General features: G+C 75.5%; 26 protein-coding genes. 10 read left to right on the top strand and 16 right to left on the bottom strand.

From position 1 onward, the window contains the following. Positions 1–5 precede the first annotated feature (5 nt). Positions 6–581, top strand: a complete 576-nt coding sequence (locus J5O08_RS09065; RefSeq protein WP_218706544.1) for a GNAT family N-acetyltransferase — start codon at positions 6–8, stop codon at positions 579–581. Positions 582–970: 389 nt separating this feature from the next. After that, positions 971–1,606, top strand: coding sequence for an NADPH-dependent F420 reductase (locus J5O08_RS09060; protein ID WP_218706543.1), 636 nt, complete (start codon positions 971–973; stop codon positions 1,604–1,606). Positions 1,607–1,649: 43 nt separating this feature from the next. Here J5O08_RS09060 and J5O08_RS09055 read toward each other — a convergent pair whose 3' ends face one another. After that, positions 1,650–2,045, bottom strand: coding sequence for a winged helix-turn-helix domain-containing protein (locus J5O08_RS09055; protein ID WP_147795124.1), 396 nt, complete (start codon positions 2,043–2,045; stop codon positions 1,650–1,652). Positions 2,046–2,354: 309 nt separating this feature from the next. Between J5O08_RS09055 and J5O08_RS09050 the strand changes: the two genes are divergently transcribed. Then, complete coding sequence (locus J5O08_RS09050) at positions 2,355–4,706, top strand: hypothetical protein (protein WP_218706542.1); 2,352 nt, start codon at positions 2,355–2,357, stop codon at positions 4,704–4,706. A 177-nt stretch (positions 4,707–4,883) separates the two neighbouring features. Here the strand turns inward: J5O08_RS09050 and J5O08_RS09045 are convergent, their stop codons facing one another. Both J5O08_RS09045 and J5O08_RS09040 read right to left on the bottom strand, forming a co-directional pair. Further along, the gene (locus J5O08_RS09045) at positions 4,884–5,807 is read right to left on the bottom strand and encodes an endo alpha-1,4 polygalactosaminidase (protein ID WP_308281501.1); all 924 of its coding nucleotides are present in this window, start codon (positions 5,805–5,807) and stop codon (positions 4,884–4,886) included. Further along, complete coding sequence (locus J5O08_RS09040) at positions 5,804–6,751, bottom strand: LLM class flavin-dependent oxidoreductase (protein WP_218706541.1); 948 nt, start codon at positions 6,749–6,751, stop codon at positions 5,804–5,806. The genes J5O08_RS09045 and J5O08_RS09040 overlap by 4 nt, the downstream gene beginning before the upstream one ends. Positions 6,752–6,844: 93 nt before the next feature. On the opposite strand from J5O08_RS09040, the gene J5O08_RS09035 reads away from it, so the two are divergent. After that, positions 6,845–7,408, top strand: a complete 564-nt coding sequence (locus J5O08_RS09035; protein WP_218706539.1) for a dihydrofolate reductase family protein — start codon at positions 6,845–6,847, stop codon at positions 7,406–7,408. 81 nt (positions 7,409–7,489) lie between these two features. Here the strand turns inward: J5O08_RS09035 and J5O08_RS09030 are convergent, their stop codons facing one another. Next, on the bottom strand, positions 7,490–8,086 hold the full coding sequence (locus J5O08_RS09030) for a dihydrofolate reductase family protein (RefSeq protein WP_218706537.1): 597 nt from the start codon (positions 8,084–8,086) through the stop codon (positions 7,490–7,492). 40 nt (positions 8,087–8,126) lie between these two features. After that, positions 8,127–8,897 (bottom strand): DUF1206 domain-containing protein, encoded by a 771-nt coding sequence (locus J5O08_RS09025; protein ID WP_218706535.1) that lies wholly within the window; start codon positions 8,895–8,897, stop codon positions 8,127–8,129. Between the two features lie 204 nt (positions 8,898–9,101). Here J5O08_RS09025 and J5O08_RS09020 point away from each other — a divergent pair, with 204 nt between their 5' ends. Beyond that, positions 9,102–9,539: a hypothetical protein gene (locus J5O08_RS09020; protein ID WP_218706534.1), complete on the top strand. Its 438-nt coding sequence runs from the start codon at positions 9,102–9,104 to the stop codon at positions 9,537–9,539. A gap of 3 nt (positions 9,540–9,542) precedes the next feature. Here the strand turns inward: J5O08_RS09020 and J5O08_RS09015 are convergent, their stop codons facing one another. The 7 genes from J5O08_RS09015 to J5O08_RS21600 all read right to left on the bottom strand — a co-directional run bounded on the left by J5O08_RS09015 (position 9,543) and on the right by J5O08_RS21600 (position 14,212). After that, positions 9,543–10,121, bottom strand: a complete 579-nt coding sequence (locus tag J5O08_RS09015) for a YdeI family protein (protein WP_218706533.1) — start codon at positions 10,119–10,121, stop codon at positions 9,543–9,545. A gap of 36 nt (positions 10,122–10,157) precedes the next feature. Further along, positions 10,158–11,114 carry a universal stress protein gene (locus J5O08_RS21605; protein WP_218706532.1) on the bottom strand — a complete coding sequence of 319 codons (957 nt, stop codon included), beginning with the start codon at positions 11,112–11,114 and terminating at the stop codon, positions 10,158–10,160. Then, the gene (locus tag J5O08_RS09005; RefSeq protein ID WP_218706531.1) at positions 11,111–11,257 is read right to left on the bottom strand and encodes a hypothetical protein; all 147 of its coding nucleotides are present in this window, start codon (positions 11,255–11,257) and stop codon (positions 11,111–11,113) included. The genes J5O08_RS21605 and J5O08_RS09005 overlap by 4 nt, the downstream gene beginning before the upstream one ends. After that, positions 11,251–11,409, bottom strand: coding sequence for a hypothetical protein (locus tag J5O08_RS09000; RefSeq protein ID WP_168216944.1), 159 nt, complete (start codon positions 11,407–11,409; stop codon positions 11,251–11,253). The genes J5O08_RS09005 and J5O08_RS09000 overlap by 7 nt, the downstream gene beginning before the upstream one ends. Positions 11,410–11,450: 41 nt before the next feature. After that, on the bottom strand, positions 11,451–12,197 hold the full coding sequence (locus J5O08_RS08995) for a GTP pyrophosphokinase family protein (RefSeq protein WP_218706530.1): 747 nt from the start codon (positions 12,195–12,197) through the stop codon (positions 11,451–11,453). Positions 12,198–12,371: 174 nt separating this feature from the next. Then, entirely contained in the window at positions 12,372–12,974 is a 603-nt protein-coding gene (locus J5O08_RS08990; RefSeq protein WP_218706529.1) for a response regulator transcription factor, read from the bottom strand. Then, a complete protein-coding gene (locus J5O08_RS21600; protein ID WP_218706528.1) occupies positions 12,971–14,212 on the bottom strand; it encodes a histidine kinase in 1,242 nt (413 codons plus the stop codon). Before J5O08_RS21600 ends, J5O08_RS08990 begins: the two co-directional genes overlap by 4 nt. A 153-nt stretch (positions 14,213–14,365) precedes the next feature. Here J5O08_RS21600 and J5O08_RS08980 point away from each other — a divergent pair, with 153 nt between their 5' ends. The 3 genes from J5O08_RS08980 to J5O08_RS08970 all read left to right on the top strand — a co-directional run bounded on the left by J5O08_RS08980 (position 14,366) and on the right by J5O08_RS08970 (position 16,759). Then, entirely contained in the window at positions 14,366–14,863 is a 498-nt protein-coding gene (locus tag J5O08_RS08980) for a small multidrug efflux protein (RefSeq protein ID WP_147795109.1), read from the top strand. 383 nt (positions 14,864–15,246) lie between these two features. After that, positions 15,247–15,816 (top strand): hypothetical protein, encoded by a 570-nt coding sequence (locus J5O08_RS08975; protein WP_308281499.1) that lies wholly within the window; start codon positions 15,247–15,249, stop codon positions 15,814–15,816. A 172-nt stretch (positions 15,817–15,988) separates the two neighbouring features. Beyond that, entirely contained in the window at positions 15,989–16,759 is a 771-nt protein-coding gene (locus tag J5O08_RS08970; RefSeq protein ID WP_218706526.1) for an SRPBCC family protein, read from the top strand. 45 nt (positions 16,760–16,804) lie between these two features. Here J5O08_RS08970 and J5O08_RS08965 read toward each other — a convergent pair whose 3' ends face one another. From J5O08_RS08965 to J5O08_RS08950, 4 genes are all read right to left on the bottom strand, one after another. Then, positions 16,805–18,505, bottom strand: a complete 1,701-nt coding sequence (locus J5O08_RS08965; protein ID WP_218706525.1) for a glycoside hydrolase family 13 protein — start codon at positions 18,503–18,505, stop codon at positions 16,805–16,807. A gap of 88 nt (positions 18,506–18,593) precedes the next feature. Beyond that, a complete protein-coding gene (locus tag J5O08_RS08960) occupies positions 18,594–19,484 on the bottom strand; it encodes a carbohydrate ABC transporter permease (RefSeq protein WP_217614347.1) in 891 nt (296 codons plus the stop codon). Continuing rightward, positions 19,484–20,410 carry a carbohydrate ABC transporter permease gene (locus J5O08_RS08955; RefSeq protein WP_147795105.1) on the bottom strand — a complete coding sequence of 309 codons (927 nt, stop codon included), beginning with the start codon at positions 20,408–20,410 and terminating at the stop codon, positions 19,484–19,486. The genes J5O08_RS08960 and J5O08_RS08955 overlap by 1 nt, the downstream gene beginning before the upstream one ends. Then, the gene (locus J5O08_RS08950; protein WP_218706570.1) at positions 20,407–21,738 is read right to left on the bottom strand and encodes an extracellular solute-binding protein; all 1,332 of its coding nucleotides are present in this window, start codon (positions 21,736–21,738) and stop codon (positions 20,407–20,409) included. Before J5O08_RS08950 ends, J5O08_RS08955 begins: the two co-directional genes overlap by 4 nt. Positions 21,739–21,855: 117 nt before the next feature. Between J5O08_RS08950 and J5O08_RS08945 the strand changes: the two genes are divergently transcribed. Then, the gene (locus J5O08_RS08945; RefSeq protein WP_218706524.1) at positions 21,856–23,079 is read left to right on the top strand and encodes an ROK family protein; all 1,224 of its coding nucleotides are present in this window, start codon (positions 21,856–21,858) and stop codon (positions 23,077–23,079) included. Between the two features lie 84 nt (positions 23,080–23,163). After that, the gene (locus tag J5O08_RS08940; RefSeq protein WP_218706523.1) at positions 23,164–24,408 is read left to right on the top strand and encodes a hypothetical protein; all 1,245 of its coding nucleotides are present in this window, start codon (positions 23,164–23,166) and stop codon (positions 24,406–24,408) included. The last annotated feature ends 101 nt before the right edge of the window (positions 24,409–24,509 follow it).

The following is a 24,509-nucleotide window of genomic DNA, read 5'->3' as shown; positions in this document are numbered from 1 at the left end:
ACCGGGTGCTGCACGACGTCATCCTCGAGGGCCACGGCGCCCGGCTCGTCCCGCTCGACCTCCCGCACGCGGAGGCGCTCGCCGCGTTCGTCGACGCGCGGGTGTGGGCCGGGATGTCCTCCGCGCTGCCCGTCGGCGTCGACGCCTGGCGCGCCGAGATCGAGGGGGCCCGCGCCGCGCCCGGCCGGCTGGCGTTCGCGGCGCTCGACGCCGCGACCGGCGAGGTCCGGGGCAGCACGTCGTTCTACGACCGGGACCTCCGGGTGCCCCGCGTCGAGATCGGGCACACCTTCTTCGCCCCGCGCTGGTGGGGCACGTCGAACAACCCGGCCTGCAAGCTGCTCATGCTGGAGCACGCCTTCGACGTCTGGGGCTGCGCGCGGGTCGCGCTGCGGGCCGACACCCGGAACACCCGCTCCGTCGCGGCGATCACCCGGCTCGGCGCGGTCCCCGAGGGCGTGCTGCGGAACCACCGGCTCGCGCCCGACGGCTCGCGGGGCGACACCGCGTACTTCTCGATCCTGCCGGGCGAGTGGCCGGCGGTGCGCGCGGGACTGCGGGCGCGGCTCGGCGCCGCCTGAGCCCGTCCCGCGCACCCGGGTGGCCGCACCCGGGCGTCCGCGCCCGGGCAGGGAACAGCCCGTGGGCCGGGCCTCCTGCTGGAGGGCCCTGCCGCGAAGGACGAGCTCGCGGCTCCCACGGGCTGCGGTGACTGCGGGGATTCGCCCGTCGCGGTCGCCGGTCGGACCGGCGGCGCGGCGAACGGATCGCAATCCGTCCGAACACTGCTGTCCGCGACTAGCGGGCAGTCACCTCACGCGTCCAAGAAGACTTCATGTCTCGGACCACCTCCTTCCCGTGTGCCTCGACCGTACGTCCGCCCCGCCGCACGCACCAACGGATTTTCCCCACGGCGGAACCGGGTCGGCTGACCAGGAACAACGGGCGCCCCCAACCCGTTGGCCCCGGCATGACCACGATCGGATTCATCGGCGCCGGCCACATCGGCGGCGCGCTCGCCCGCCTGGCCGTCCAGCACGGGCAGACGCCCGTCCTCAGCAACTCGCGCGGTCCGCACACGCTCGTGGACCTGGTGTCCGAGCTCGGCGACGGCGCCCGCGCCGGCACCGCCGAGGAGGCCGCGACGGACGGCGACGTCGTCGTCGTCACCGTGCCGTTCCACGCCTACGCGCAGGTCCCCGCCGCGCCCCTGGCCGGCAAGGTCGTCATCGACACCAACAACTACTACTGGGAGCGCGACGGCCACGTGGCCGCGCTCGACGACGGCTCCACCACCAGCGCCGAGCTGCTGGCCGACCACCTCGGCGGCGCCCGGGTCGTCAAGGCGTTCAACCACATCACCGCCGCCGACCTCGGGTCGAAGGGCACGCCCGCCGGGACGCCCGGCCGCCGCGCGCTCGCCATCGCCGGCGACGACGCGGACGCCAAGGCCGAGGTCACCGCGCTCATCGACCGGTGGGGCTTCGACGTCGTCGACGCCGGCCCGCTGTCCGAGGGCTGGCGATTCCAGCGGGACACCCCCGCGTACGGTGCCGAGCTCGACGCCGAGGGGCTGCGCGCCGCGCTCGCCGCGGCGACCCGCTGACCCGACCTCCGCCGCGCCCGGTCCGGCGCGGCGGCGGCGCGGCTCAGCCCGCGGTGCCGTCGCGCTGCTCCGGGACCCGCACCTCGGGCGTCAGCCGGTAGCCCAGGCCGCGCACCGTGCTGATCGCGGTCCGGTCGCCCGACCCCTCCGCGAGCTTCCGGCGCAGGTTCGCCATGTGCACCTCGATGCTGCGCCGGTCGGCGTCCGTCGGCGTCGGCACCGCGTGCGGCCCGTGCACCGCGACCGCCACGGCGAGCTCGTCCTTCGACACCGGCTGACCGGCGCGCTCCGCGAGCGCCACGAGGATCTCGAACTCGCTGCGGGTCAGCGGGACCGGGCGGTCCGCGACGCGCACGCACCGCGCGGGCACCTCGACCACGAGGTCCCCGCGCACCAGCACCCGGCCGTCGTCGAGGCCGGAGTCGTCTCCGATCGCCATCGGTTCACGGTACGTCGGGTGGGTCGCGCCGTCGCGCGGTGCCGCGTCCCCGCCGGTCAGCGCCCCGCCCTGCGCCGGGGTCGGGGTGGTACCACCCAGGCCCGCAAGACCGGACCTCAGAATCCCTGACACGTCGCCCGCCCGCGCCGATGAGGCCCCCGTTCACACCACTCGGGGGCTCGCACCCCCGCAACCGGGGGAGTACCTGTGCACGGAGTGCGCACCACACGAGCGGGCCGTCTGCGGCGCCCCGCAGCCCTGGCCGTCACCACGGCCGTCCTCGCTGTCATGATCCCGACGGGGTCGGCGATGGCCGACACCGGCGACGCGTCCGAGGTCGTAGCCGTCGAGACGGCGTCGACCACGACGACCGAGACCGTCGTCGAGGAGCCTGTCGTCGTCGAGCAGCCCGCCGACGAGGCTCCCGCCACGGACGCCGAGACCGTGGGCGAGGTCCCGGTCGAGCAGGCCGCCGCGCCCGCCGCCGACGAGACCCCCGACGTCCCGTCCGAGCAGGCCGAGCCCTCGGCGGAGGCTCCCGCCACCGAGACCACCCTCGACGCGGCCGGGCAGGCCGAGCCCGCCCCTCGACTCGCCGCGCTCGGCGCGACGACCGACGGCCAGGAGACCGGCTACTCCTACGAGGACTACGGCGTGGGGCTCACGGTCCACGGCATCGTGGGCGACCCCTGGGACGACGGCTACGTCGTCGCCGGCACCGAGCTGTACGCGGAGGCACGCGCCGACTGGTACCCCGAGGGGACCACGTTCAGCTACCTGTGGCTCGTCGACGGGATCCCGGTGCAGTCCGGGCAGTACTTCACTCCGAGCGCGGGCGACGTCGACCGCTTCGTCGAGGTCGAGGTCGAGCCGCACTTCGTCGACGAGAACTCCGGCGGCGGCGGCTTCGCCCCCGTCGGCCAGATCCGGCTCGCCGACGACCCCGACCAGGGTGGTGGCGACACGCCCCCGGTCGTGAGCCCGGACCAGGGCTGGACCCACGCCGGCATGATCATCACGGGCACCACCGGCCCGTCCGGCACCGCCGAGGTCGGCAAGCCGATCACGGTCATCCCGGACTCCTCCTGGGCGCCGGGGACGACCTTCAAGACCTGGTGGAGCGTCAACAGCAACTCGGTCGGCGACCCGTTCGTCCCGTCGTACACGCCGACCGCGCAGGACGTGCACGGTGTCATCAACGTCTACGTCGAGCGCTTCGTCGACGGCATCTTCCAGGGCGGCCCGTACTACCTGACCGTAGCCACGGACGTCGTCGACCCCGACGCGCTCCCGGCGCTGCCGCAGGGCACCGTGTCGGTCTCCGGCCGGGTGGACTCCCTCCCGACGTCCGGGACCGCGCTGACCGCGTCCACGACGGGTTGGCCGGTGGGCACCACGTTCACGCACCGCTGGGAGGTCCAGGGCGACGTCCGCGGCGAGGGTGGGACGTTCACGCCCGCCGCGGCGGATCTCGGCCGCTACCTGACGCTCGTCACCACGGCGAGCCTCGAGGGCTACGAGAGTGCCGAGGACCGGCAGCACCTCGGCGTCATCACGGCCACGCCCACGGTGACCGTCGCCGCGAAGACCGTCATGGTCCGCGAGGACGCCAAGATCTCGGTGAAGGTGTTCGGTCCGGACGGCGGCCCGACGCCGAACGGCACGCTGGGTCTCACGCTCACCGCGCGTGACGGCGGCGCCGTCCGGACGGTGGAGTCCGTGTCCCTCGTCGAGGGCGCCGCCACGTTCCGCGTGCCGGGGCTGGCCGCGGGCGTCTGGGACATCAAGGCGACCTACCAGCCGAAGCAGGTCATCTGGGCGTTCGGCGCGTCCGCCTCCTTCGTGCCCAAGGAAGGCGGCCCGTACCTGGCCGCCGAGGGCCGCGGCTCCGTCTCGGTGGAGAAGGTCGCCCCGGTGCTCACCACCCCGGCCTCGATCAGCACCTTCGTCGCCACACGTGCGGTCCTGCAGGCGTCGGTCGCGGTCTCGGGCGCCACGCTGCCCGGCGCCTGGACCCTGCGCGCCGCCGACGGCTCGGTCCTCGCGTCCGGCCCCGTGGGCGGGGACGGCAAGATCAACGGCACGATCCCGGTCCTGAGCCCGGGTACGCACCGCCTCGTGCTCGAGGTCGCGGCCGGCAAGGAGACCGCCGCCGCCTCGCGGGCGTTCGACGTGGTCGTCGCCGGCGAGCCGGCCCAGCTCGGCGGCACGCCGACCGCCGTGCTCGACTCCCCGAAGAGCGCGACGTCCGTCGGTCAGGAGATGGAGCTGGTCGCCGAGGGCTTCGAGCCCGGTGAGGTCGTCGCGTTCTACCTGCACTCCGACCCGGTGTTCCTCGGCACGGCCGTCGCGGACGCGAACGGCGTCGCCCGGCTCATGGCCTTCATCCCGGCGGACGTCCCGGTGGGCTCGCACACCGTCATGGCCACCGGCGGGACGTCCGGCCGGTGGGCGGCACTGCCCGTGACTCTGGCGGTCCCCTCGGACACGGCCGTCCCGGTCGCCGCCCCGGTCGCCGTCTCCCCGGCCGCGGTGCCGGCGGGTGACGAGCTGGCCGTGACCGGCTCGCAGTCGGGCCTGCTGTTCGCGGGCTCGTGGCTGATGCTCCTGGTGGGCGGCGGCCTGGTGCTGGTCGCGCGGAAGGTGCGCGCGCTGCGCTGATGCGCTGCCGCACGACGGCCCCTCGACCCGCGGATCGGGTCGAGGGGCCGTCGTCGTGCGGGCCGGGGCCGTGCACCCCTGGTCCCCGGCTCTTCCTCGCACGGTCGCCCGATCGATCAGGGTTCGGCGCGAGAACCGGGTGGGGATCAGCCGGGCCGCCGGCCGGGCGCGGTCCCGTCAGCAGGTGGCGAAGGCGTACGCCGGGTCGTCCGGCGTGCTCAGGTCGCGGTCGCGGCGGATCGTCGACGGCGGCCGGTCCGGGTCCGCGCAGGCCGCGGCGAAGCCGTCGTCGGTGTACTCGATGTCCAGGACCGCGTCGCCGTAGACCTCCGTGTACGCCGCGCACTCGTCGTACTGCGCGCACTCCTCCGCCACCGCGAAGTCGAACCCCGCCTCGTCCCGCCCGCGGGTCCCGAGCTGCGGCGTGTTCTTCTGCCCCGCGGCCAGCCCCGCGTCGTGCGCGACGGCCACCAACCGGGCCGCCAGGTCGACCGCCCCGTCCTCGTCGAGCCGGCCGCCGGACCGGGTCCAGGAGTCGAGGTTGTCGAGCTCCACCGCGGCGAACCCGCGCTCGGCGCACGCGCGGACCTGCGCGCCGATGACCTCCGCGAGCGCCGCCCGGTCCGCCGCGGTGCTCGTGTCGAGCAGCAGCTCGTCCGGCCAGCCCTCGTCGACGACGGGCTCCCCCGTGTCGTCGCGCAGCACCAGATCGGGGTGGTCGGTCAGCCAGGTGCCGCGGTCGCCGGGCTGGGTCTGGAACCCGTTGACGTAGCAGGCCGACCACAGGCCGGGCTCGGGCTCGTCGGTGACGTCGCGGATCACGCCGCCGACGGCGTCCGGCGCCGGGTAGCCGCCCGCGAGCTGGTAGTCGACGACGACGCCCGCGGGCGGACCGCCGGGGTGGGGCTCGTCGGAGGCGGCGCGGGTCGGCTCGCCCGCGCCCGCGTCCGCGTCCGCATCCGCCGAGCGGGAACCGCCGGCAGCCACGTCCGCACCGCGTCCGCCGTCGTCCGCGCCGCCGTCCGCCGCGCAGCCCGCGACCAGCGCGAGCGCCAGCACCCCGGCCGGTACCGCACGGACAGCCCGGGCGAGCACACTCACAGCACCGCCGCGAGCCCCTCGAGGGCGGCGAGCGGGTCCGGACCGGCGGGCGCGAGCACCACCGCGTCGGCGCCGGCCAGCGCGAGCCCGTCCAGCCGCGCCCGCGCCTGCTCCGGCGTCCCGACGACCGCCAGCCGGTCGACCCAGGAGTCCGGCAGCGCGGCCGCGAACTGCGCCCGGTGCGGGGTCCGGTCGCGCAGGTCGCGGAACTCCGCTGCGAAGTCCATCGGGTCGATGTGCGGCGCCCAGCCCGGGTCGCCGATCCAGGCCAGCGCGGGCCGCACCCGGTCCCGCGCGGCGGCCGCGTCGGCGTCGACGGCCGCGACGTCGTAGGCCACGACGCGGTGGTCGGGGGCGTGGCCGATCTGCGCGATCGCCGCGGCGAGGTACTCGGGGCCCACGGGCTCGGCGAGCACCGTCCCGTCGGCGCACCGGCCGGCCGCGGCGAGCGACTTCGGCCCGCGCACCCCGGCCAGCACCGGCGGCACCTCGGCCGGCGGGGTCTCCAGCCGCACGCCGTCGAGCCGCACGTACCGGCCGTCGACGGTCACCTCCTCGCCGCGGAGCAGCGCGCGCAGCGCGGTCACGTACTCCTCGAACGCGGCCAGCGGGCTCGCCGGCCACGCGCCGACCTGGCGCATCCAGTCCGGCATCCCGTGGCCGATGCCGAGGTGCAGCCGGCCGGGGAACAGCTCGGCGACCGTCGCCGCCTCCATCGCCGCGAACGCCACGTTGCGCGCGCCGACCGGCAGGATGCCGACGCCGACGCGGATCCGCTCCGTCACCGCGAGCGCCGCCGCGGCCTGCGCCATCCCGCCGCGGAACCCGAGGTCCTCGACCACCCACAGCTCGGCGAACCCGAGCTCGTCGGCGCGCCGCGCGTAGGGCAGCACCTGGTGGGCGGGCAGGTCACGGGGCAGCAGGACGCCGACGTCGAGGCTCATCCCCCGACCCTACGGGCGCGGCGCATCCCGGTGTGCTGTCCTGGTGCCCTGACCCGCGGCGTCGCGGGACCCGCCCACGCCGGGAGGTCGGCCATGGCCAGGCTCGTCTACTCCGCGATCACGTCCCTCGACGGGTTCGTCGCCGACCGTGACGGCCGGTTCGACTGGAGCATGCCGGACGAGGCGGTGCACCAGCGGGTCAACGAGCTGCACCGCGGCGTCGGGACGTACCTGTACGGGCGCCGGCTCTACGACGTGATGGTCGCGTGGGAGACGATGGAGACCGCCGACGAGCCGCCCGCCGTCCAGGAGTACGCCCAGCTCTGGCGCGCGGCGCACAAGGTCGTCTACTCGACCACCCTCGCCACCCCGCGCAGCGCGCGCACCCAGGTCGAGGCCACGTTCGACCCGGAGGCGGTGCGCCGGCTGCTGCACAGCTCGCCGCACGACGTGCTCATCGGCGGCGCGCACCTCGCCGGCCTGGCGCTGCGCGCGGGGCTCGTCGACGAGGTGCACCTGTTCGTCTCGCCGGTCCTGGTCGGCGGCGGGACCCGGGCGCTGCCGCGGGACGTGCGCGTCGACCTGGAGCTGCTGGACCTGGAGCGGTTCGCGAACGGGGTGGCGCACCTGCACCACCGCGTGCACGAGGTGCACTGACCCCGCGGCACCGCGCCGAGGTCGTCCCATCGCCGCGAGGTCGTCAGAGGTTCGTGACGACCTCACCGGCTTCCGTCGACCTCAGCGCCGGACGGGGAAGCTCAGGTGCGTGACCCCGCGCGACGGCACCACCACCGTCGGGTCGCCGAGCGGCACGGGCCCGCCGGCCTGCGCCGTGAAGTACGGCCGCCCCGACCCGAGGAACACCGGCACGAGGTCGACGTTCACCGCGTCGAGCAGCCCGGCCGCGTGCACCTGGGACGCGATCGTCCCGGCCGCGACGCCGACGACCTTGTCCCCCGCGAGCTCCTGCGCCGCGGCGACCGCCTCCAGGACGCCCTCGTGCATGACCACCAGGTCAGGGGACCCCAGCGCCGCCGACTCCCGCACCGGCCGGTGCGTGAGCAGCACGAACGGGACGCCCAGCGGGTGCTTCCCGCCCCAGCCGTCGGTGAGGTCGAACAGCTCGCGCCCCACGACCAGCGCCCCCAGCTGCTCACGCCACGCCAGCCAGTAGGCGGCGCTCTCCTCCGTCAGCCGGAACGGCGGCAGGTCGCCGTGGTTCTCCACCACGACGTCGCCGACGTCGTACCAGCCGAACAGCTCGTCGATCCCGTGGTCCTGCCGCGCGATGAAGCCGTCGAGCGACGTGGTCGCCGAGGCGATGACCTGTCCCATGCGCGCGACGCTAGTCCCGCGCATCGCCCCGGAGAAGGGGTCAGACCTTCGCGTGCCGGGCCCGCCCGAACGCGTACACCCCGTACGCGGCGAACCCGAGCGCGACGAGCGTCAGCAGCACCGCCCCGAACGGCAGGCCCGCCAGCGTGTGCAGCGCCGCGTCGAGTCCCTCGGCCTTCTCCGGGTCGGCCTGCACGGCGGCGACGACGAGCAGCACCCCGACGACCGCGAGCGCCGCACCCTTGCCGATGTACCCGACCTTCCCGGCCTTCCGCACCCAGGGCGCCGGGCTGGACTCGAGGTCCTCCAGGAACTTCTCGTTCCAGCCCTTGACGACGTGGTACCCCGCCACGGCGACGACGCCCACCCCGACGAGCCCGACGAGCACCCGCCCGAACCCCGAGGACAGCAGCCCGGACGTCGCGCCGCCGGACCCGCCCGACGACTGGTCCGTCAGCACCGACACCGTGGTGAACGCCAGCACCGCGTAGGTCACGGCCTTCGCCGCGGCCTTCAGCCGGTCGGCCGTCTCGCCCCAGGCGATCGCCTCGGTCGCCTGCCACAGCGCGAGCAGCACGAACCCGACCAGCAGCACCCACAGCAGCACCTGGCCGAAGCCGTTCCCGGCGACCTGCTGGAGCGCGCCCTGCTGGTCGGCCTGCTCACCGCCCGACGTCCAGGCGAGCTGGACGGTCACCCAGGCCAGCAGGAGGTGCAGGACCCCGCTGGCGGCGTAGCCGAGTCGGGCGCCCTTCTCCAGGAGCGGGTGGTCACCGGCGCGGGCGGCTGCGTGCTGGACGTCTCCGGTCATGCAGCGAGGGTGGCATCGGCGGGGCCGGGGCGCGCGGCGAGCGGCGGGCACCGGGGCGGAGGCGCGCGTCACACCCCGCCTGGGCCGATGGTCACGGCCGCCGGCCGATCCGCGGGCTACGCCGACCCGCTCGCGACCGCCCTCCGGGACGCCACCCGCTCGCGGGTTGCCCACCGCCCCGGCAGCAGGAGCAGGGTGGGCCCCGTGCAGTCGGACGAGTGGGTGCAGCGGGACCTCCCGGGGCAGGACGGCGTGATCGAGCGGGCGCGGCACCGCGCGGAGGTCGTGCGCGACCACGTCGAGCACGCCATCGACCTCGCCGAGCGCGACGGCGGCCCGTTCGACTTCCTGTCCATCGCCATCGCCGCGCACTGCTCCGTGACCTACCTGCGCCAGCACCGGGAGTTCGCCGCGCGGATCCGGGCGCTCCAGGCCACGGTCCCGCCGGCGCCCGCGGACCGGCAGGACGCCGCGCTGCGTCGCCGGCTCGCGGACGCGCAGCACCGCGCGGCCGCCCTGGGGGACCGCGTCGCGCAGCTGGAGGCGGAGAACGCGCGGCTGCGCGACCGCCTCGCGCAGACCCGGCGGGCGGTCCCGGTCCGGCTCGGTCCCGGGGCGCGTCGACCCGGGGCCGCTCGGTAGGCCCTACTCCCCCGCGAGCCGCGCCACCGCTCGCGCCACCCGCTGCGCCCGCGCCTCCGGCGTCGGCGCGACCATGAGCGGGTGCAGCACGGAGTACCGCGCCTGCCGGTCCAGCGCGTCGAACGCCACTCGGGCCGCCGGGACCGCGTCGAGGGCCGCCAGCAGGTCGGCCGGGACCTCCGCGGTGGCCGAGCCGGCGTAGGCGCGGTCCCACCGCCCGTCGGCGCGCGCGAGGTCCACCTCGGCGTGCCCGCGCGCCCGCATCCGGCCGTCCGCGACGAGCCGGGCGACGTGCTCGACGTTCCGCTGCGACCAGATCGACCGCGCCCGCCGCGGCGTGAACCGCTGCAGGAAGGTCGCGTCGTCGCGGCTGCGCTTCTGCCCGTCGATCCAGCCGCTGCACAGCGCCTCGTCCAGGGCCTCGGCGTAGGTGAGCGACGTCGGCTCGACCGTGCCCTTCTTCGCGAGCACCAGCCACACGCCGTGCGGCTCGTGCTCGTGGGCGTCGAGCCACGCGCGCCACACGGCGGCGTCACGGACGACGAGCGGGGCGTCGGCCTCGGCCGGGATCGGGTCGGTCATGCGCCCAGCATCCCCGACCGACGCCCCGCTCGTGGCTCACGCGGTCGTGAGCTCCATCGGCAGGTGCTCCGCGGGGAGGTGCCCGGGGTGCGGTCGCGCGACGAGCACGGGGCAGTGCGCCCGGTGCAGCACCTGCTGGCAGGTGGACCCGAGGAGCAGGCCGCGGAACCCGCCGATCCCCCGGGAGCCGACGACCAGCAGGTCCGCCGACGACATGCGCTCGAGCAGCGCGCCCGGTGCGGCCGCCTCGACGACCGCGCCGTCCACCGGGACGTCCGGGTGCTCGGCACGCAGCCGGTCGGTCACCCGCGTCAGGTCGGCGCGGGCCGCCGAGACGAGGTCGTCGCGGATGCCGGAGCGCTGCCAGGGCGCTCGCCGCCACGTCCCGGTCGGCAGGGCCCGCACCACGAGCAGGCTCGACCGCCAGGCGCGCGCCTGCTGCACGGCGTGGTGCAGCGCGGCCTGCGAGCCGGGCGACCCGTCGACGCCGACGACGACGCGCCCGTGCCGCGCGGACTCCGTCCGGGAGGCGGGGGACCCCCGCCGCACCGGGTGGTGCCGGGCCGGCACCACGACGGTCGGGCAGTGCGCGTGCGCCGGCAGGGTCACGGAGACCGTGCCGAGCAGCCGCTCCGCGACGCGACCCGCACCGCGCGCGCCGACGACGACGAGCGCGTGCTCGGCCGAGCGGTCCACGAGGACGCCCGTCGGCTCCCCGTCGGCCAGCTCGGTCGACGCGGAGACGCCCGCGCGCTCGGCGCGCTCCCGGCCCTCCTCCAGCACCTGCTCGACGCGGCGCCGGACCGCGCCGTCCTCGATCAGCGGGTGCGCGTACGGCCAGTCGCCGCGGGCGTGCGTGTCGGGCAGCTGGTAGCTGCACACGAGGTGCAGTGAGCGGCCGGTCCGCCGCGCGTACGCGGCCGCCCAGTCGAGCGCCTGCAGGCTCGGGGACGTGCCGTCGAAGCCGACGAGCACGGTGTCCCGCCGGGTCACGGCCGCCACCCCCCTCGGGGCGCGGGGGCGACCGCGGCACCGCGGAGCACGCGCTGGGGGTCGCGCATCAGGGTGGTCCACACGCGGTGGGCCACGGCGAGCAGGGCGAGCAGACCGCCGAGGACGGCCAGGTCGGTCAGCACGGGGTCACCTCCTGGAGGACGACGGGGACGGGCTCCGTGGCGGGCGCCGCCGAGGCGCCGGCGTGGTGCAGCGCGACGGCGGCGCCGACGAACCCGGCGACGACCGCGCCGAGCGCCACGGTGAAGGCGGTGGTGGACAGGGTGAGGGACATCGGGACCTCCTCGGGTGGGGTGGGTGGGCGGGTGTCGGGGGTCAGGCCGCGCGGGACGACCCGAGCGCGGGCGCGGCGGCCGCGTCCGCGGTGCGGGACCACAGCCGGTCCAGGGCGAGGTCGAGCGCGTTCGTGACGGCGGCCGCGCGCCGCAGCGTGGCCGAGACCGTGACAGGCGCCGGCGCGTGGTGCCGGTAGGCGAGGCGGTGCTCCAGGCACGCCCAGAAGTCCATGGCGACGGTGCGGAGCTGGATCTCGACAGTGACGTGGCCGGCGCCCCGGACGGGCACGCCGACGACGAGGTGCAGGCTGCGGTAGCCGCTGGCCTTCGGCCGCGTGGCGTAGTCGCGCTCCTCCAGCAGGACCAGGCCGGGCAGCGCGAGCACCGCGTCCCGAACCTCGCGCACGTCCGACAGGAACGCGCACACGACCCGGAGCCCGGCCAGGTCCTGCAGTCCGCCGCGGAGCGCGTCGTCGTCGAGCGGGATGCCCTTGCGCCTGGCCTTGGCCTCGATGGACGCGGCGGACTTGAGCCGCCACGTCATGTGCTCGACGGGGTCGTCCCGTCCGCCGCGGACCTGGTCGCGCAGCCCGGCGATGCCGAGCAGGAGGTGCGCGAGCGCGTGGCGGTGGTCGCGGAGCAGCCGGTCGGTGTCGACGGCGGCACCGACGGCGACGGCGACGGCGGCGGCGACGGCGGCGGGCGCCGGGACGCGCCCGGGGACGGTGGGGAGGCTGTCGAGCGCGGTCGGCGCGACGGCGCTCGGGACGGTCAGGGTGGCGTGCACGGCTGTTCCTCGGTGGTCGTCGGGGACGATGACCCCCCGATCAGACGCGAGCGCGCGGCGCCCTCGGCCCCGCTCTGCGTGGAACCACGCACGCGACGTCCGGCTACCCGGTCCCGGCGGCGCGTCCGGGCGCCGGGCGGGCCGTCGGGCCGGCCGACGGACCGGCCGGCGGGCTCAGATCCAGCCCCGCTCCTCCGCGGCGAGCACCGCCTGCTGCCGGGTCGCCACGCCGACCTTCCCGAGGATCGACGACACGTGGTTCCGCACCGTCCCGGGCGACAGGTGCACGGCGGCCGCGATCTGCGCGATCGTCTCCCCGCGACGCCCGGCCCGCAGCACGTCGAGCTCGCGGTCGGTCAGCGGGCTGCGCTCGTCGGCGAGGGCGTCCGCCGCGACCTCGGGGTCGACGTACCGCCGCCCGGCCGCGACCAGCCGGATCACCTCGGCGACGTCCTGCGCCGGGCGGGACTTCGGCAGGAACCCGTCGACGCCCGCCTGTAGCGCGCGACGCAGGACGCCGGGGCGCGCGTGCCGGGTCACCACGAGGCACCGGGTCGGCACCGTCCGGGCGAGCCGCGCGGCGGTGTCGATGCCGTCGATCCCGGGCATCTCGAGGTCCAGCAGGCACACGTCGGGACGGGCGCGCTCCGCCACCGCGAGCGCCTCCGCGCCCGACGCGCACTCCGCGACCACGTCGAGGTCCGGCTCCAGGCGCAGCAGCGCCGCGAGCGCCGTGCGGATCATGTCCTCGTCGTCGGCGATGAGCACCCGGATCACGCGCCGGCCTCCTCTCCCGCGCCGACGGGCACCGCGACCGTCAGCTCGAACTCCTCGTCGCGCCGGACGTGCACCTCGCCGCCCAGCGCGCCGATCCGGTCCCGGATGGCGGCGATACCCGTCCCGTCCGGCGCGGTGGCGTCGCGGGCCGACCCGGGGTCGCGGTCGTTGGCGATGGCGTACCGCCACCGGTCGCCGTCGCGCCGCAGGCTGATCCGCGCCCGGGTCCCGCCGCCGTGCTTGAGCACGTTCGTCACGCTCTCGCGGACCAGCGGGCCGAGGACGTCCGCCGGGGCGTGCTCGGCGCCCGGGCCGACCTGCACGTGCACCTCGTGGCCGGCGGCGCGGAGCAGGTCCGCGGCGTTCGCCAGCTCGTCGGGCAGCGGGACGCCGCGGAACCGGGTCGCGAGGTCCCGCGTGCCGGCCCGGGCCTCGTCGACCGACGCCCGCGCCGTCCGGATCTGCTCGGCCGCCGCGGCCGGGTCGCGCTCGATCAGCCGCTCCGCGAGCTCGAGCTGCAGCGCGACGACCTGCAGGTGGTGGCCCTGGAGGTCGTGCACCTCGCCGGCCAGTCGCAGCCGCTCGCGCATCGCCGACACCGCGCCCGCCGCCTCCCGCGCCCGGTCGAGCTCCCGGACCAGGTCCCACCACCACAGCGAGAACGCGGACAGCGCCGGCAGCAGGAGGATCAGCGTCGGCGGCAGGGTCGACAGGTCGGCGTCGTCGGTGTCGATGCCGAGCCGCGGCGCGTCGACCACCCAGAGACCCGCGAGCACCAGGGTGAGGACCGCGATCAGCCGCCAGCGGACGCCCTTCGGCCACGGCAGCAGGCTCAGGAGGAAGGCGAGCACGCCGGACCCGAGCATCCAGGACCCGGTCGTCACGCCCAGCAGGACCGCCCCGGCGACGCCGACCACCAGCGCGACCGCCCGCCGGCCACGGAGGCCGCGGTGCGGGCCGCCGTCCTCCTCCTCGGTGGTGCCGGGCACGCCCACCGGGTAGTCGCAGACCAGCACCGTCGCGGCGGCGAGCTGGATCACCGCACCCAGGGCCGCGAGCGCGGCACCGCCCGGCAGCACGACGTGCTCGGGCAGCTCGCCGAGCCAGAGCCACCAGTTCATCAGCACGACCAGGTCGAGGAACACCAGGCCGGCGACGGTGTACCACCAGGTCGCGCGCACCCCGCCGGCGTAGGGACCGGCCGCCCCCGCCCACGTCGCCCGACCCCGCTCCGCCATGGACCCGACCGTACGGCCATGACATCCGTCACGGGGCGACCCCCGGGACCTCACGGACGCCGGTGACACCGCGCCACTGCCGCGCGCCGGGCGCGGGACATGGGATGGAGGCACGGAGAAGCACCCGTCCGCACCCGCACCCCGGAGGTCACCATGGCTGGTCTGCCCGACGTCGTCCCCCAGTTCCAGGAGTTCGTCGCCCAGCTCCCCGACTGGCTCCAGCCCGCGGGCGTCGCGCTCGCCGGCGCCGTCCCGTTCGTCGAGGGCGAGGGCGCGGCCGCGATCGGCGTGGTCGGCGGGATCAACCCCGTGGCGGCCGCCGCCGCGGCGATCGCGGGCAACTTCCTCGCGGTGCTGCTGGTCGTCGCGGTCGGCGCCCGCACCCGGCAGGCCGTGGTGACGCGCGGCGGCCGGACCCCGTCGGCGCCGAGCGCGAGCCGGCAGAAGTTCGACCGCGCGTTCGCCCGGTACGGGGTCGCCGGCGTCAGCCTGCTCGGCCCGCTGCTCATCCCGACGCACTTCACCGCGGCGGCGCTGGCCGCCTCGGGCATCTCCCGCGGGCGCATCCTCACCTGGCAGGCGATCGCGATCACGCTGTGGACGATCGCGATCAGCCTGGTCATCACGGGGGTCATCGCGTTCGCGGGCTGACCGCAGGCCCGCCGACCCCCGGGCTGGGCAGCCATCTGAGACGCACCTGGGACATTCGTAGCATTTCACTTGTGCAATACCACGCGGCGCTCTGCATGGGGTATGAACATCCTCACCACGGATCGAGAGCCCGGCACCAGAATGGCCGCGTGATGGCGGCACGTCGGTCTTAGCGTGAGGTCCGGATCGCCGAGCACCGCGGTCCGACGCTCTCGACGCAGAGGAACGCACGTGACAGCCCAGACGACCGTGCACGACGGGACACGCGCCCGCCCGAGCCCCCGAGCCGGAGACCGGAAGCACAGAGGACAGCGCGGTGGACGAGCGTGAGGCGGTCGCCGCGCTATTCCTCCCAGTGGGGAGACCTGGCGTGCAACCACGCGGTGATCGAGCGCCGTGAGGACCCCGCGACGCTGCACGACTGGCGGGCCGACGGGTACGCGTCCGCCGAGGAGTACCGACGGTGGTCGCTGAACACGTGCGGGATCGCCTGCCTCCAGTCCGTCCTCTCGGACCTGGGACACCCCGAGCAGCCCAAAACGACTCTCCTGCGTCGCGCCGTCGCGACCGGCGCCCTCGTCCCGCAGGACGACGGTGGGATCGACGGGATGTTCTACCGCCCGTTCGTCGAGTGGGTGCGGGCCGACTACGGGATCGAGGCGGTGGTCCGCGGTGTGCTCGAGGTGGACGAGCTCTCGTCCCACGTCGCGTCCGGCGACTGGTACGTCATCGCCTCCGTCTCGTCGGAGATCCGCTGGCCCGACCGACGACCGAGCCGCCGCGGAGGGCACCTCGTGCTGGTGCACGACATCCGGGACGGTCACCTCATCTTCCACAACCCGTCGGGACTCGGACCCACCGCAGCCGACGCCCGCTGCCGCCCTGAGAGGTTCGCCCACTTCTTCGCCAGGCGCGGCATCCTCGTGAAGAGGAGCCCGTGCGGATCGTCCTGACCACCGGCGGTCGAACCGCCGGGACGGCCGGCACCCGAGGCGCACCCGCCGCGGAGCCGGCCCGGACGAGGGCATCGTTCGCGGGCTGACCGCGGGCGCTCCCCGGCCGCGGCGCGCATGCTGGACCGGCCGGGTGCAGCGCCGCCGCCCGCAGTCGGACGAGGAGAACGTCATGACGACGAAGGTCGAGGAGTCGGTCCTGGTGAACGTGCCGGTGAGCGTCGCGTACAACCAGTGGACCCAGTTCGAGGACTTCCCCCGGTTCATGGGGGGCGTGCAGTCCGTGACCCAGCTCGGCGACGACCGCCTGCGGTGGGTCGCGGAGATCGCCGGCGTGAAGCGGGAGTGGGAGGCGCGGATCCTCGAGCAGGTCCGCGACGCGAAGGTCGCCTGGGCGGCCACCGAGGGCGCGACCAACGCGGGTGCCGTCACGTTCGAGGACCTGGGCGGCGGGCAGACCTCCGTGCACCTCTCGCTGGAGTACGCGCCGGAGGGCCTGGTCGAGAAGGTCGGGGACGCGCTGGGCGTCGTGGAGAGCCGCGCGAAGAAGGACCTCGAGCGGTTCAAGGCGTTCATCGAGGACGAGGGGTACGCCACCGGTGCCTGGCGCGGCGAGGTGAACGCCGGGGCCGGCGTCGGCACCCCGGGCGTCGAGGACGCGGCGGCCTCCGAGGGCGACAAGGGCAAGGCCGGGTTGTCCGGCAAGGCCGTGGCCGCGGGCCTCGGCGCCGCTGCGGCGGGGGCGGCCGCGGCCGTCGTCGGGGCCGCGCGGGCCGGTGGGGACGCGGACGCGGCGGAGGTGGACCCGGTGGTGCCCGCGACCGCGGAGCCGCTGCCGCCGGCGGAGCCGGTCACCGGCCAGGCCGCGCCCGTGGTCGACGTGCCGCCGACGCGGACCGCGCCGGTGGCCGACGACGGGACGGACCCCGCCGCGCAGATCTGACACGGCGCCCCCGGTCGGGACCTGCCCGACCGGGGGCGCGGTGCGTCAGTCCTCCTCGGCCAGGAACCAGGCCGTCGTCCACCCGGGCACGACCCCGTCCGCCCCGGCGCCCGGCTCCGCGCTCATGAGCACCACGCGCCCGGCGTCGACCCGGTACGGCTCCGCGCCGAAGGTGGTGACGACGTGCCACCCGCCCGGGCGGACGTAGTGCAGGACGTCGTCCCGCCCGGTCTCGACCCACGCCAGCTCCTCCGCCCCCTGGAGCCGCCGCCGGGCCGCGAGCGCCCGCCGGTAGAGCCCGAGCGTCGAGACGGGGTCCGCCTCCTGGGCCGCGACCGCGTGCTCGGCGAACCACGCCGGCTGCGGCAGGTGCGCGTCGCCGGCGCCGAAGCCGAACGAGCCGCCGTCGGCGGTCCACGGGATCGGCACCCGGCAGCCGTCGCGGCCGACCTGGGTCCCGCCGGTGCGGAAGAAGGTCGGGTCCTGCCGCTGCTCCGCGGGGATGTCCGCCACCTCGTGCAGGCCGAGCTCCTCGCCCTGGTAGAGGTAGGTCGACCCCGGCAGGCCCAGCACCAGCAGCGTCGCGGCCCGGGCGACCCGCAGGCCGTGCTCCCGGTCCAGCCCGGACTCCGGACCGCCCTCCAGCAGCCAGCGTGCGGCCCGCTCCCGCGGGGCGAGACCGTCGCCCCGACGCGCGATGCCGTAGCGGGTCGGGTGCCGCACCACGTCGTGGTTCGACAGCACCCAGGTGCTCGACGAGCCGGAGCGCGCGGCCAGCTCGAGGTTGTCGGTGATGATCCGCCGGAACTCCGCGGCGTCCGGCTCGGCCAGCAGCAGGTCGAAGTTGAAGGACTGGCCGAGGCTCTCCGGGCGGGCGTACAGCGGCACCCGCTCGGAGTCGACCCACGCCTCGGCGACGGCGGCGCGCGGCGGGTCGTAGTCGTCGAGGACGGTCCGCCACTCGGCGTACACCTCGTGCACGTCGTCCCGGTCGTACAGCGGGTGGTTCCCGTCCCGCGGCAGCGCCTCGATCTCCGCGGCCGAGGGCAGCGGCTCGGTCAGGTCCTTGGTCAGCATGTGCGCGACGTCGATCCGGAAGCCGTCGACCCCGCGGTCCGACCAGAACCGCAGGGTCCGGACGAAGTCCGCGCGGACCTCCGGGTGGTCCCAGGCGAGGTCGGGCTGCTCGGTCGCGAAGCTGTGCAGGTACCACTGCCCGTCGGCGACCCGCTCCCAGGCCGGCCCGCCGAACGTCGACTCCCAGTCGGTCGGCGGCTCGGCGCCACCGGGACCGGTGCCGTCCCGGAAGATGTACCGCGCGCGCTCGGGCGACCCCGGCCCCGCCGCCAGCGCCGCGCGGAACCACGCGTGCTGGTCGGAGGTGTGGTTGGGCACGATGTCGACGACGACCCGGATCCCGCGGGCGTGCAGCGCCTCGACCATCGCGTCGAAGTCGTCGAGGGTGCCGAGCCGCGGGTCGACGTCGCGGTAGTCCGCGACGTCGTAGCCGCCGTCCGCGAGCGCGGACGGGTAGAACGGGCTGAGCCAGACGGCATCGACCCCGAGCTCGGCGAGGTAGCCGGCGCGGCGCGTGATCCCGGTCAGGTCGCCGAGGCCGTCGCCGTCGGCGTCGGCGAAGCTGCGCGGGTAGACCTGGTAGACGACGGCCTGCCGCCACCAGGCGGGGACGTCCCCGGGCGGGGTGCTCGCGGCCGGGGCCGGGACGGTGGTCTGCTGTGCGGTCATGCGGGTGCGTCCTCCTGCGGGGTCGGTCTGGGAGCGGGGTCGGGTGCGGGCGTGGGAGCGGGCGCGAGCGGCCGGGACGGCCGGCCGCTCAGCCCTTGACGGCGCCCTGGGTGACGCCCTCCATCACCCAGCGCTGGGTGAACAGGTAGGCGACGATCGCGGGCGCCATCGCCATCAGGTACGAGGCGAACGCCACGTGGTAGTTGTTGCTGAACTGGTTCTGGAACAGGTTCTGCCGCACCGGCAGCGTCTGGAGCGCCGGGTCGGAGATGATCAGCGACGGCATCATGAAGTCGTTCCAGGCGTAGAGGAACGCGAAGATCCCGACGGTCGCGCTCATCGGCGCCAGCAGCGGGAAGATCAGTCGCCAGAACGTCTGCCACGTCGTGGCGCCGTCGAGCCGCGCGCTCTCCTCGAGCTCCTCGGGGATCGACCGCAGGAACGCCGTGAACAGCAGCACGCTGAAGCTGAGCTGGAACATCGTCGCCAGCAGGATCACGCCGAACGGGTTGTCCAGGCCGACGCGGCCGGTGAGCTGGATCTGCGGCAGGGCGACCACCGGGAACGGGATGAACATCGCCGCGAGCAGGTAGTAGAAGGAGTACCGGAACAGCCGGTGGTCCCAGTTCCGCATGATCGCGTAGGACGCGAACGCGGCGAGCAGGATCGTCGCCACGACCGTCCCGGCCGTGACGAGCAGCGAGATCCCCGCGCCCACCGGGAACTTCGTGAGGTTCCACGCCTCGACGAACCCGTCGACGCTGAACGGCGCCGGCAGCGAGAAGGCCTGGCCGTCGACCGCCTGCCCCTGGGTCTTGAACGCCATCGACACCGTCACGTAGAGCGGCAGCAGGACGGTGACCGCGCACAGCACCAGGACGACGGTCCCGGACCAGTTCGTGCGCTCGGACCGGACGTGGCCGGTGGTGCGGCCGGTGCCGCGGGCGGCCGCGACCGCCGTCGTCGTCTGCGTCGCCATCACGAGGCCTTCCGGGTGCGCGTCAGGGAGAGCTGCAGGAGGGAGATGAGGACCGCGACGACGAAGAAGATCGTCGCGTTCGCCATCTGGTAGGCGTAGTCGCCGCCGTTGAAGCCGGCGATGATCGTCATCGCGACGCTGCGGGTCTCGGTGCCGGGGCCGCCGTTCGTGAGGCCGACGATGATGTCGTAGGCGTTCAGGTAGCCCTTGAACCCGAGGATCACGTTGATGACGACGTAGCCGGCCACCAGCGGCACGGTGATCCGGAGCAGCTGCTGGACCTTGCTCGCGCCGTCCAGGTCGGCCGCCTCGTACACGTCGCCGGGCACGGACAGCAGGCCCGCGATGTAGATGAGCATCGTCCCGGGGATCGACTGCCACGCGGTGACGAGGACGATCGCGACCCAGGCCAGGTCCGGGTTGGCCAGCAGGCTCGTCTCGAGCCACCCGATCCCGGTGGCGGCGCCCGCGGCGGGCAGCGAGTTCGAGAACAGGAAGTTGAAGACGTACGCGATGATGATGCCGCTGATCACCATGGGGACCACGAACACGGTCCGCAGCGCCGTCTTCATCCGGATCCGCGACGTCAGGCCGACCGCGAGCAGGAACGCCACCAGGTTGACGACGACCACCGTGGCGACGGCGAAGCCGAAGGTGAACAGGTAGCTCTGCAGGATCGCCGGGTCGCTGAACATCGCGACGTAGTTGGTCAGCCCGACGAAGCTCCAGTCCCCGATCCCGATCGAGTCGGTGAAGCTGAAAAAGATCCCGATGATCCCCGGCACCGTGATCGCCAGCGTGAACAGGACGACGGTGGGCAGCAGGAGCAGGTAGTAGATCGGCTCGACCCGGCGGCGGGCGCGCCGGGGCGGTGGGGCGGTGGCGGCCGCGCGGGCGGCCGTCCCGGTGGTCACGGTGCTGGTCATCGCGTCGACTCCTTCGTCTCCGTGACCGGGGCCGGCTGCCGGAAGGCGAGCCGCGCCCAGTCCGCGTCCAGCGTGCGGAGCATCCCGGCGGGGTCGCCGCCGAGCAGGACCGCCTGCGCGTAGTTGTTGACCGGGATGGTCTTGGGGATGAGCACCGAGGGACCCTGGTACACCCGGTTGTCCTCGTAGTACGACGCCATCCCGGCCACCCGCGGGTCGTCGACGGGCGCGGCGTCGGTGGTCGGCGTGAAGCCGAGCTGCGAGGCGTTGTAGGCCTCGATGACCTCCGGGCGGTACAGGTACTCGAGGAAGTCGCGTGCCGCCCCCGGGTGCTTCGCCTCCACCGGGATCCAGGCCGCGAGGTCGACGTTCACCCGGACCGCGAGGTCGTCGGGGTCGTCGGTCATCGGCAGCGGGAACGTCCCCAGCGCGAGGTCCGGCGACGTCTTGGCGATCTCGCTGAACGCCCACGGACCCTGGAGGTACATCGCCGCCTCGCCCTGGGCGAAGGCGAGGTTGCCGTCGCCGTAGCCGCGGCTGGCGGCGTCCGGGTTGACGTACTGCGCGAGCTCGGTCGCCTGCTCCAGCGGCCCGGTGAAGTCCTGCTCGAACGACACCGCGCTGCCCGGGCCGACGTCGGTGCCCTGCTCGGCGAGCCGGTCGAAGAAGTCGAGGACGTCGACCTGCCCGCCGACCGCGTAGTCGAACCAGCCCTGCGCGACCGTCCAGTCGTCCTTGAACGTGGCGTAGATCGGCGTGATCCCGGCGGCCTGCAGCGTCTCGCAGGCGGCGATCAGCTCGTCCCAGGTCTGCGGGACCTCGATCCCCTGCTCCGCGAAGATCTGCTCGTTGTAGATCACCGACGCGGCCATGACCGAGTACGGCAGCGCGCTCGTCCGGCCCGGGTACGACCCGTACTGGTCCATCAGCGGCTGCAGGTCCGGGCGGATCCGGGTGGCCGCCTCCGTGTCCGACAGGTCGCTCAGCGCACCGCGCTGGACGAACCGCGCCGACTCCATGTTGTAGTTCGCGAGCGCGATGTCCGGCGGGTTGCCCCGGACGAAGCTCGCCGACACCACGTCCACGCCGGAGGTGTCGAGCACCACCCGCACGTCGGTCTGCGCGGCGTTGTACTCGTCGACCAGCTCCGTCATGAAGCCGATCGCCTCGCGCTTGCTGAACGCGAACCGCACCTCGTCGCGTCCGTCACCGGCGCACGCCGCGAGCAGCACCCCGCTCGTCAGGACCACGAGCGCGGACGCGACGGCCCGGCGCACGCGCCGCACCCGTCCCGTCCGCCCCGCGGGTCGAGAGATCCCCTGCACCATCGTCCCCTCCGTCGCGGACACCGGTCGGGCGAACGTCATCGTCGCCCACTAGATCTACTTGGCAAATCAACTCGCCTCGGGCAGTGTGTCAGCGCCGAGGAAGGGCGGTCAAGACCTGTGACGACCCAGCACCACCGCGCGGCGCCGCGGCCCGCGAGCCTGGACGCCGTGCTGTCCTGCGCCTGGGACGCCGCCGAGCTCACCGCCAGCGAGGTCATCGCCGCGACCGGCCTGACCCGGTCCACCGCGATCGAGGCCCTCGACGCTCTCACCGCCACCGGGCTGCTCCGGGAGCTGCCGAACGCCCGCGCGGCCGGCGCCTACCGCAAGGGCCGCCCGGCGCGGCGGTTCGGGCTCGTCGCCGACGCGGCCGTCCTCGTCGGGGTGGACAGCGGCCAGGTGCACGTCACGGCCACCGTCGCCGACCTGCGCGGCGCGCCGCTCGGGACGGCGCGGGCGGTGCTCGGCCCGCTGCACGACGACCCCGCGGTGCGCAGGACCGCGGTCCTCGCCGCCGTCGACGAGGCGCTGGCCGCCGCGGCGCGGACCCGTGCGGACGTGCTCGCCCTGTGCGCCGGCGTGCCCGCCCCCGTCAACACCCACGGCGACTCGCCCCCGCACCCGGACGGCTTCTGGGACCGGATGAACCCGGGGCTGCGCGACGCGTTCGCCTGGGCGCCGCTGGTCCGCGTCGAGAACGACGCCTCGCTGGCCGCGGTCGCCGAGGGCACGCGCGGCGCGGCGGTCGGGAGCCGGAACTACGTGGCGCTGCTGGCGGGCGAGCGACTGGGCGCGGGCGTCGTCGTCGACGGCCGGGTGCTGCACGGCGCGCACGGCGGCGTCGGCGAGATGGTGGCCTTCGACCTGGTGGAGGGCGTCGGCGCGGCGTACGGGCTCGGGGCCCGGGCGGCCGAGTGGGCGGCCGACGCCGTCGCGCGCGGGGAGGTCGTCGCCGACGGGCCGCTCGCCGCCGTCGCCGCGGAGGACCTCGACGGGCGACGGGTGCTCGAGCTCGCCGCCGACGGCGACCCGGACGCCCTGCAGGTCGTCCAGCGGGTCGGCGCGATGCTCGCGCGCGTCGTCAGCGTGCTGGGCAGCATGTTCGACCCGGAGCGCATCGTGGTCTCGGGCGCCGTGTCCGCGGGGGTGCAGCAGGTGGTCGAGGCCGCGCGAGCGGCGCTGCCGCCGGGGCTGCACCTGCCCGCGCCGGCGCTCGAGATCTCGCCGCTGGGGGCGGACGTGGTGGTGACCGGGGCGATCGCGGAGGCGCTCTCCGCCGCCCGGGCGCACGCGCTCGACGTCCTGGCGTCGCGCGCGGCCGCCGGCGACGCGCGGGGATAGCGCCCCGCGGGAGCGTCGCCGCACCCCACGACCGCTCCTCGGAGGGGGCTGGCTCCGGTCGGCCCGACCCGCGAGGATGCCGCGGTGACCGCACCCACGCACGCCGCCCTCATCGCCGATCTGCGCCCCGCCGAGCGCAGCAGCCAGGCACCGGAGCAGCCCGGCCCCGCGCACGACGACGCGGTCGGGGCGCTCCGGGCGCACGCGGCGCGGTGGTCGCTCCAGGACGCCGCATCCGCGTGGGCGGCGGGCCTGTGGTCCGCGCCGTTCGGCTGGCGCAGCGCGCTGACCGGCGTCGCCGTCGGCAGCGTCCTCCCGGTGCACCCGGCGGAGCCGTACTCCGCCACGTCCGACGTGTGCCGGGTCTGCGGGCACCGGGAGGGCCACGGGCTCGACGTCGCCGAGGAGCGCTGGCAGCGGCACACCCAGGGGGCGCCGATCGACGGGGCCGTCGCCGAGCACGTCCTCGCGCTGGACGACCTCGCGGGTCATCCCCGCCCCGAGCCGACCGACTACGACGTCTGGGCCCTGCGCGCGCTGCTCACGACCCTGCGCACCCTGCCGCCCCGCACCCGCCCGCCGAAGGCCCGGGACGCGCTGAAGCGGACCGGGGTGCTGCCGACGTCGTCGGCGTGGGCGTACCAGTCGGTGCTCGAGGAGCTGGCGCTGGTCGGCGTCGTCGCGACGGCCGTGCGCCCCGGCATGGTCGAGCGGTGGACGACCTACGCCGAGCGCGACCAGCGGCCGAGCGTGCGGGTGGAGGTGCAGGCGCCGCTGGCCTGGTGGGACTCGGACCACGGTCTGCGGGAGGACGTCGTGGAGCGGGTGTTCGGCCACCTCGGGACCTCGTCCGTGGACCTGGACGCGCCCCGGCCGACGCCCGTGCCCGAGCGGGCCGCGACCGCCACCGTCGCGATCCCCGCGCTGCTGCGCGCGCCCCGGACGGGCAGCGCGCTGCCGCCGCACGTCGGGACCGGGCAGGCCGAGGCCGGCGACGTGTACGCGATCCGTCTCCCCGACGACCGGTGGGTCACCGCGTACGTGCACGGCGAGGCGCTGACGGAGCCCCGGCGGTACGTCCTGGTGGAGTACCTCGCCGGGGTGCACGCCGCGTTCCCGTCGCCGGACGCCGTCGGGACGACCGTGCAGCCGCGGCGAGACGGTCGCTCGACGTTCCGGGTGCACTCGCTCGAGAAGCTGCCGCGCGCCCGCCGGATCGCCCGGGACGTCCCGGCGCCGTCGGCGGCGGAGCCGCTGCCCGCGAGCTCCCCGACGGGGGGCGCAGAGACCGTCCGCCAGATGGCGGGCTGGTTCTTCCCGGACGCGTGAGCGCCGGCCCCGGTGCCGGACGGGCGTGGGGAGGGGACGTCGGTGATCCGCACGCGCCCAATGACCAGCGAGAAGACCGCGACGGGTCCGTTCAGGTGAAC

The sequence above is a fragment of the Cellulomonas sp. PS-H5 genome, assembly GCF_019265565.1.
Classification (GTDB): domain Bacteria; phylum Actinomycetota; class Actinomycetes; order Actinomycetales; family Cellulomonadaceae; genus Cellulomonas.
This window is presented reverse-complemented; position numbering and strand designations above follow the sequence as displayed.

What these genes read in the sequence shown, in the direction of transcription:
- J5O08_RS09000 (WP_168216944.1), bottom strand. Translation starts at nt 11,409, where the DNA reads ATGTCCCTCACCCTGTCCACCACCGCCTTCACCGTGGCGCTCGGCGCG.
- J5O08_RS21600 (WP_218706528.1), bottom strand. Translation starts at nt 14,212, where the DNA reads ATGGCGGAGCGGGGTCGGGCGACGTGGGCGGGGGCGGCCGGTCCCTAC.
- J5O08_RS09015 (WP_218706533.1), bottom strand. Translation starts at nt 10,121, where the DNA reads ATGACCGACCCGATCCCGGCCGAGGCCGACGCCCCGCTCGTCGTCCGT.
- J5O08_RS08965 (WP_218706525.1), bottom strand. Translation starts at nt 18,505, where the DNA reads ATGACCGCACAGCAGACCACCGTCCCGGCCCCGGCCGCGAGCACCCCG.
- J5O08_RS08960 (WP_217614347.1), bottom strand. Translation starts at nt 19,484, where the DNA reads ATGGCGACGCAGACGACGACGGCGGTCGCGGCCGCCCGCGGCACCGGC.
- J5O08_RS09050 (WP_218706542.1), top strand. Translation starts at nt 2,355, where the DNA reads ATGGCCGACACCGGCGACGCGTCCGAGGTCGTAGCCGTCGAGACGGCG.
- J5O08_RS08950 (WP_218706570.1), bottom strand. Translation starts at nt 21,738, where the DNA reads ATGGTGCAGGGGATCTCTCGACCCGCGGGGCGGACGGGACGGGTGCGG.
- J5O08_RS08970 (WP_218706526.1), top strand. Translation starts at nt 15,989, where the DNA reads ATGACGACGAAGGTCGAGGAGTCGGTCCTGGTGAACGTGCCGGTGAGC.
- J5O08_RS09025 (WP_218706535.1), bottom strand. Translation starts at nt 8,897, where the DNA reads ATGACCGGAGACGTCCAGCACGCAGCCGCCCGCGCCGGTGACCACCCG.
- J5O08_RS08955 (WP_147795105.1), bottom strand. Translation starts at nt 20,410, where the DNA reads ATGACCAGCACCGTGACCACCGGGACGGCCGCCCGCGCGGCCGCCACC.
- J5O08_RS09030 (WP_218706537.1), bottom strand. Translation starts at nt 8,086, where the DNA reads ATGGGACAGGTCATCGCCTCGGCGACCACGTCGCTCGACGGCTTCATC.
- J5O08_RS09055 (WP_147795124.1), bottom strand. Translation starts at nt 2,045, where the DNA reads ATGGCGATCGGAGACGACTCCGGCCTCGACGACGGCCGGGTGCTGGTG.
- J5O08_RS09035 (WP_218706539.1), top strand. Translation starts at nt 6,845, where the DNA reads ATGGCCAGGCTCGTCTACTCCGCGATCACGTCCCTCGACGGGTTCGTC.
- J5O08_RS09060 (WP_218706543.1), top strand. Translation starts at nt 971, where the DNA reads ATGACCACGATCGGATTCATCGGCGCCGGCCACATCGGCGGCGCGCTC.
- J5O08_RS09040 (WP_218706541.1), bottom strand. Translation starts at nt 6,751, where the DNA reads ATGAGCCTCGACGTCGGCGTCCTGCTGCCCCGTGACCTGCCCGCCCAC.
- J5O08_RS08980 (WP_147795109.1), top strand. Translation starts at nt 14,366, where the DNA reads ATGGCTGGTCTGCCCGACGTCGTCCCCCAGTTCCAGGAGTTCGTCGCC.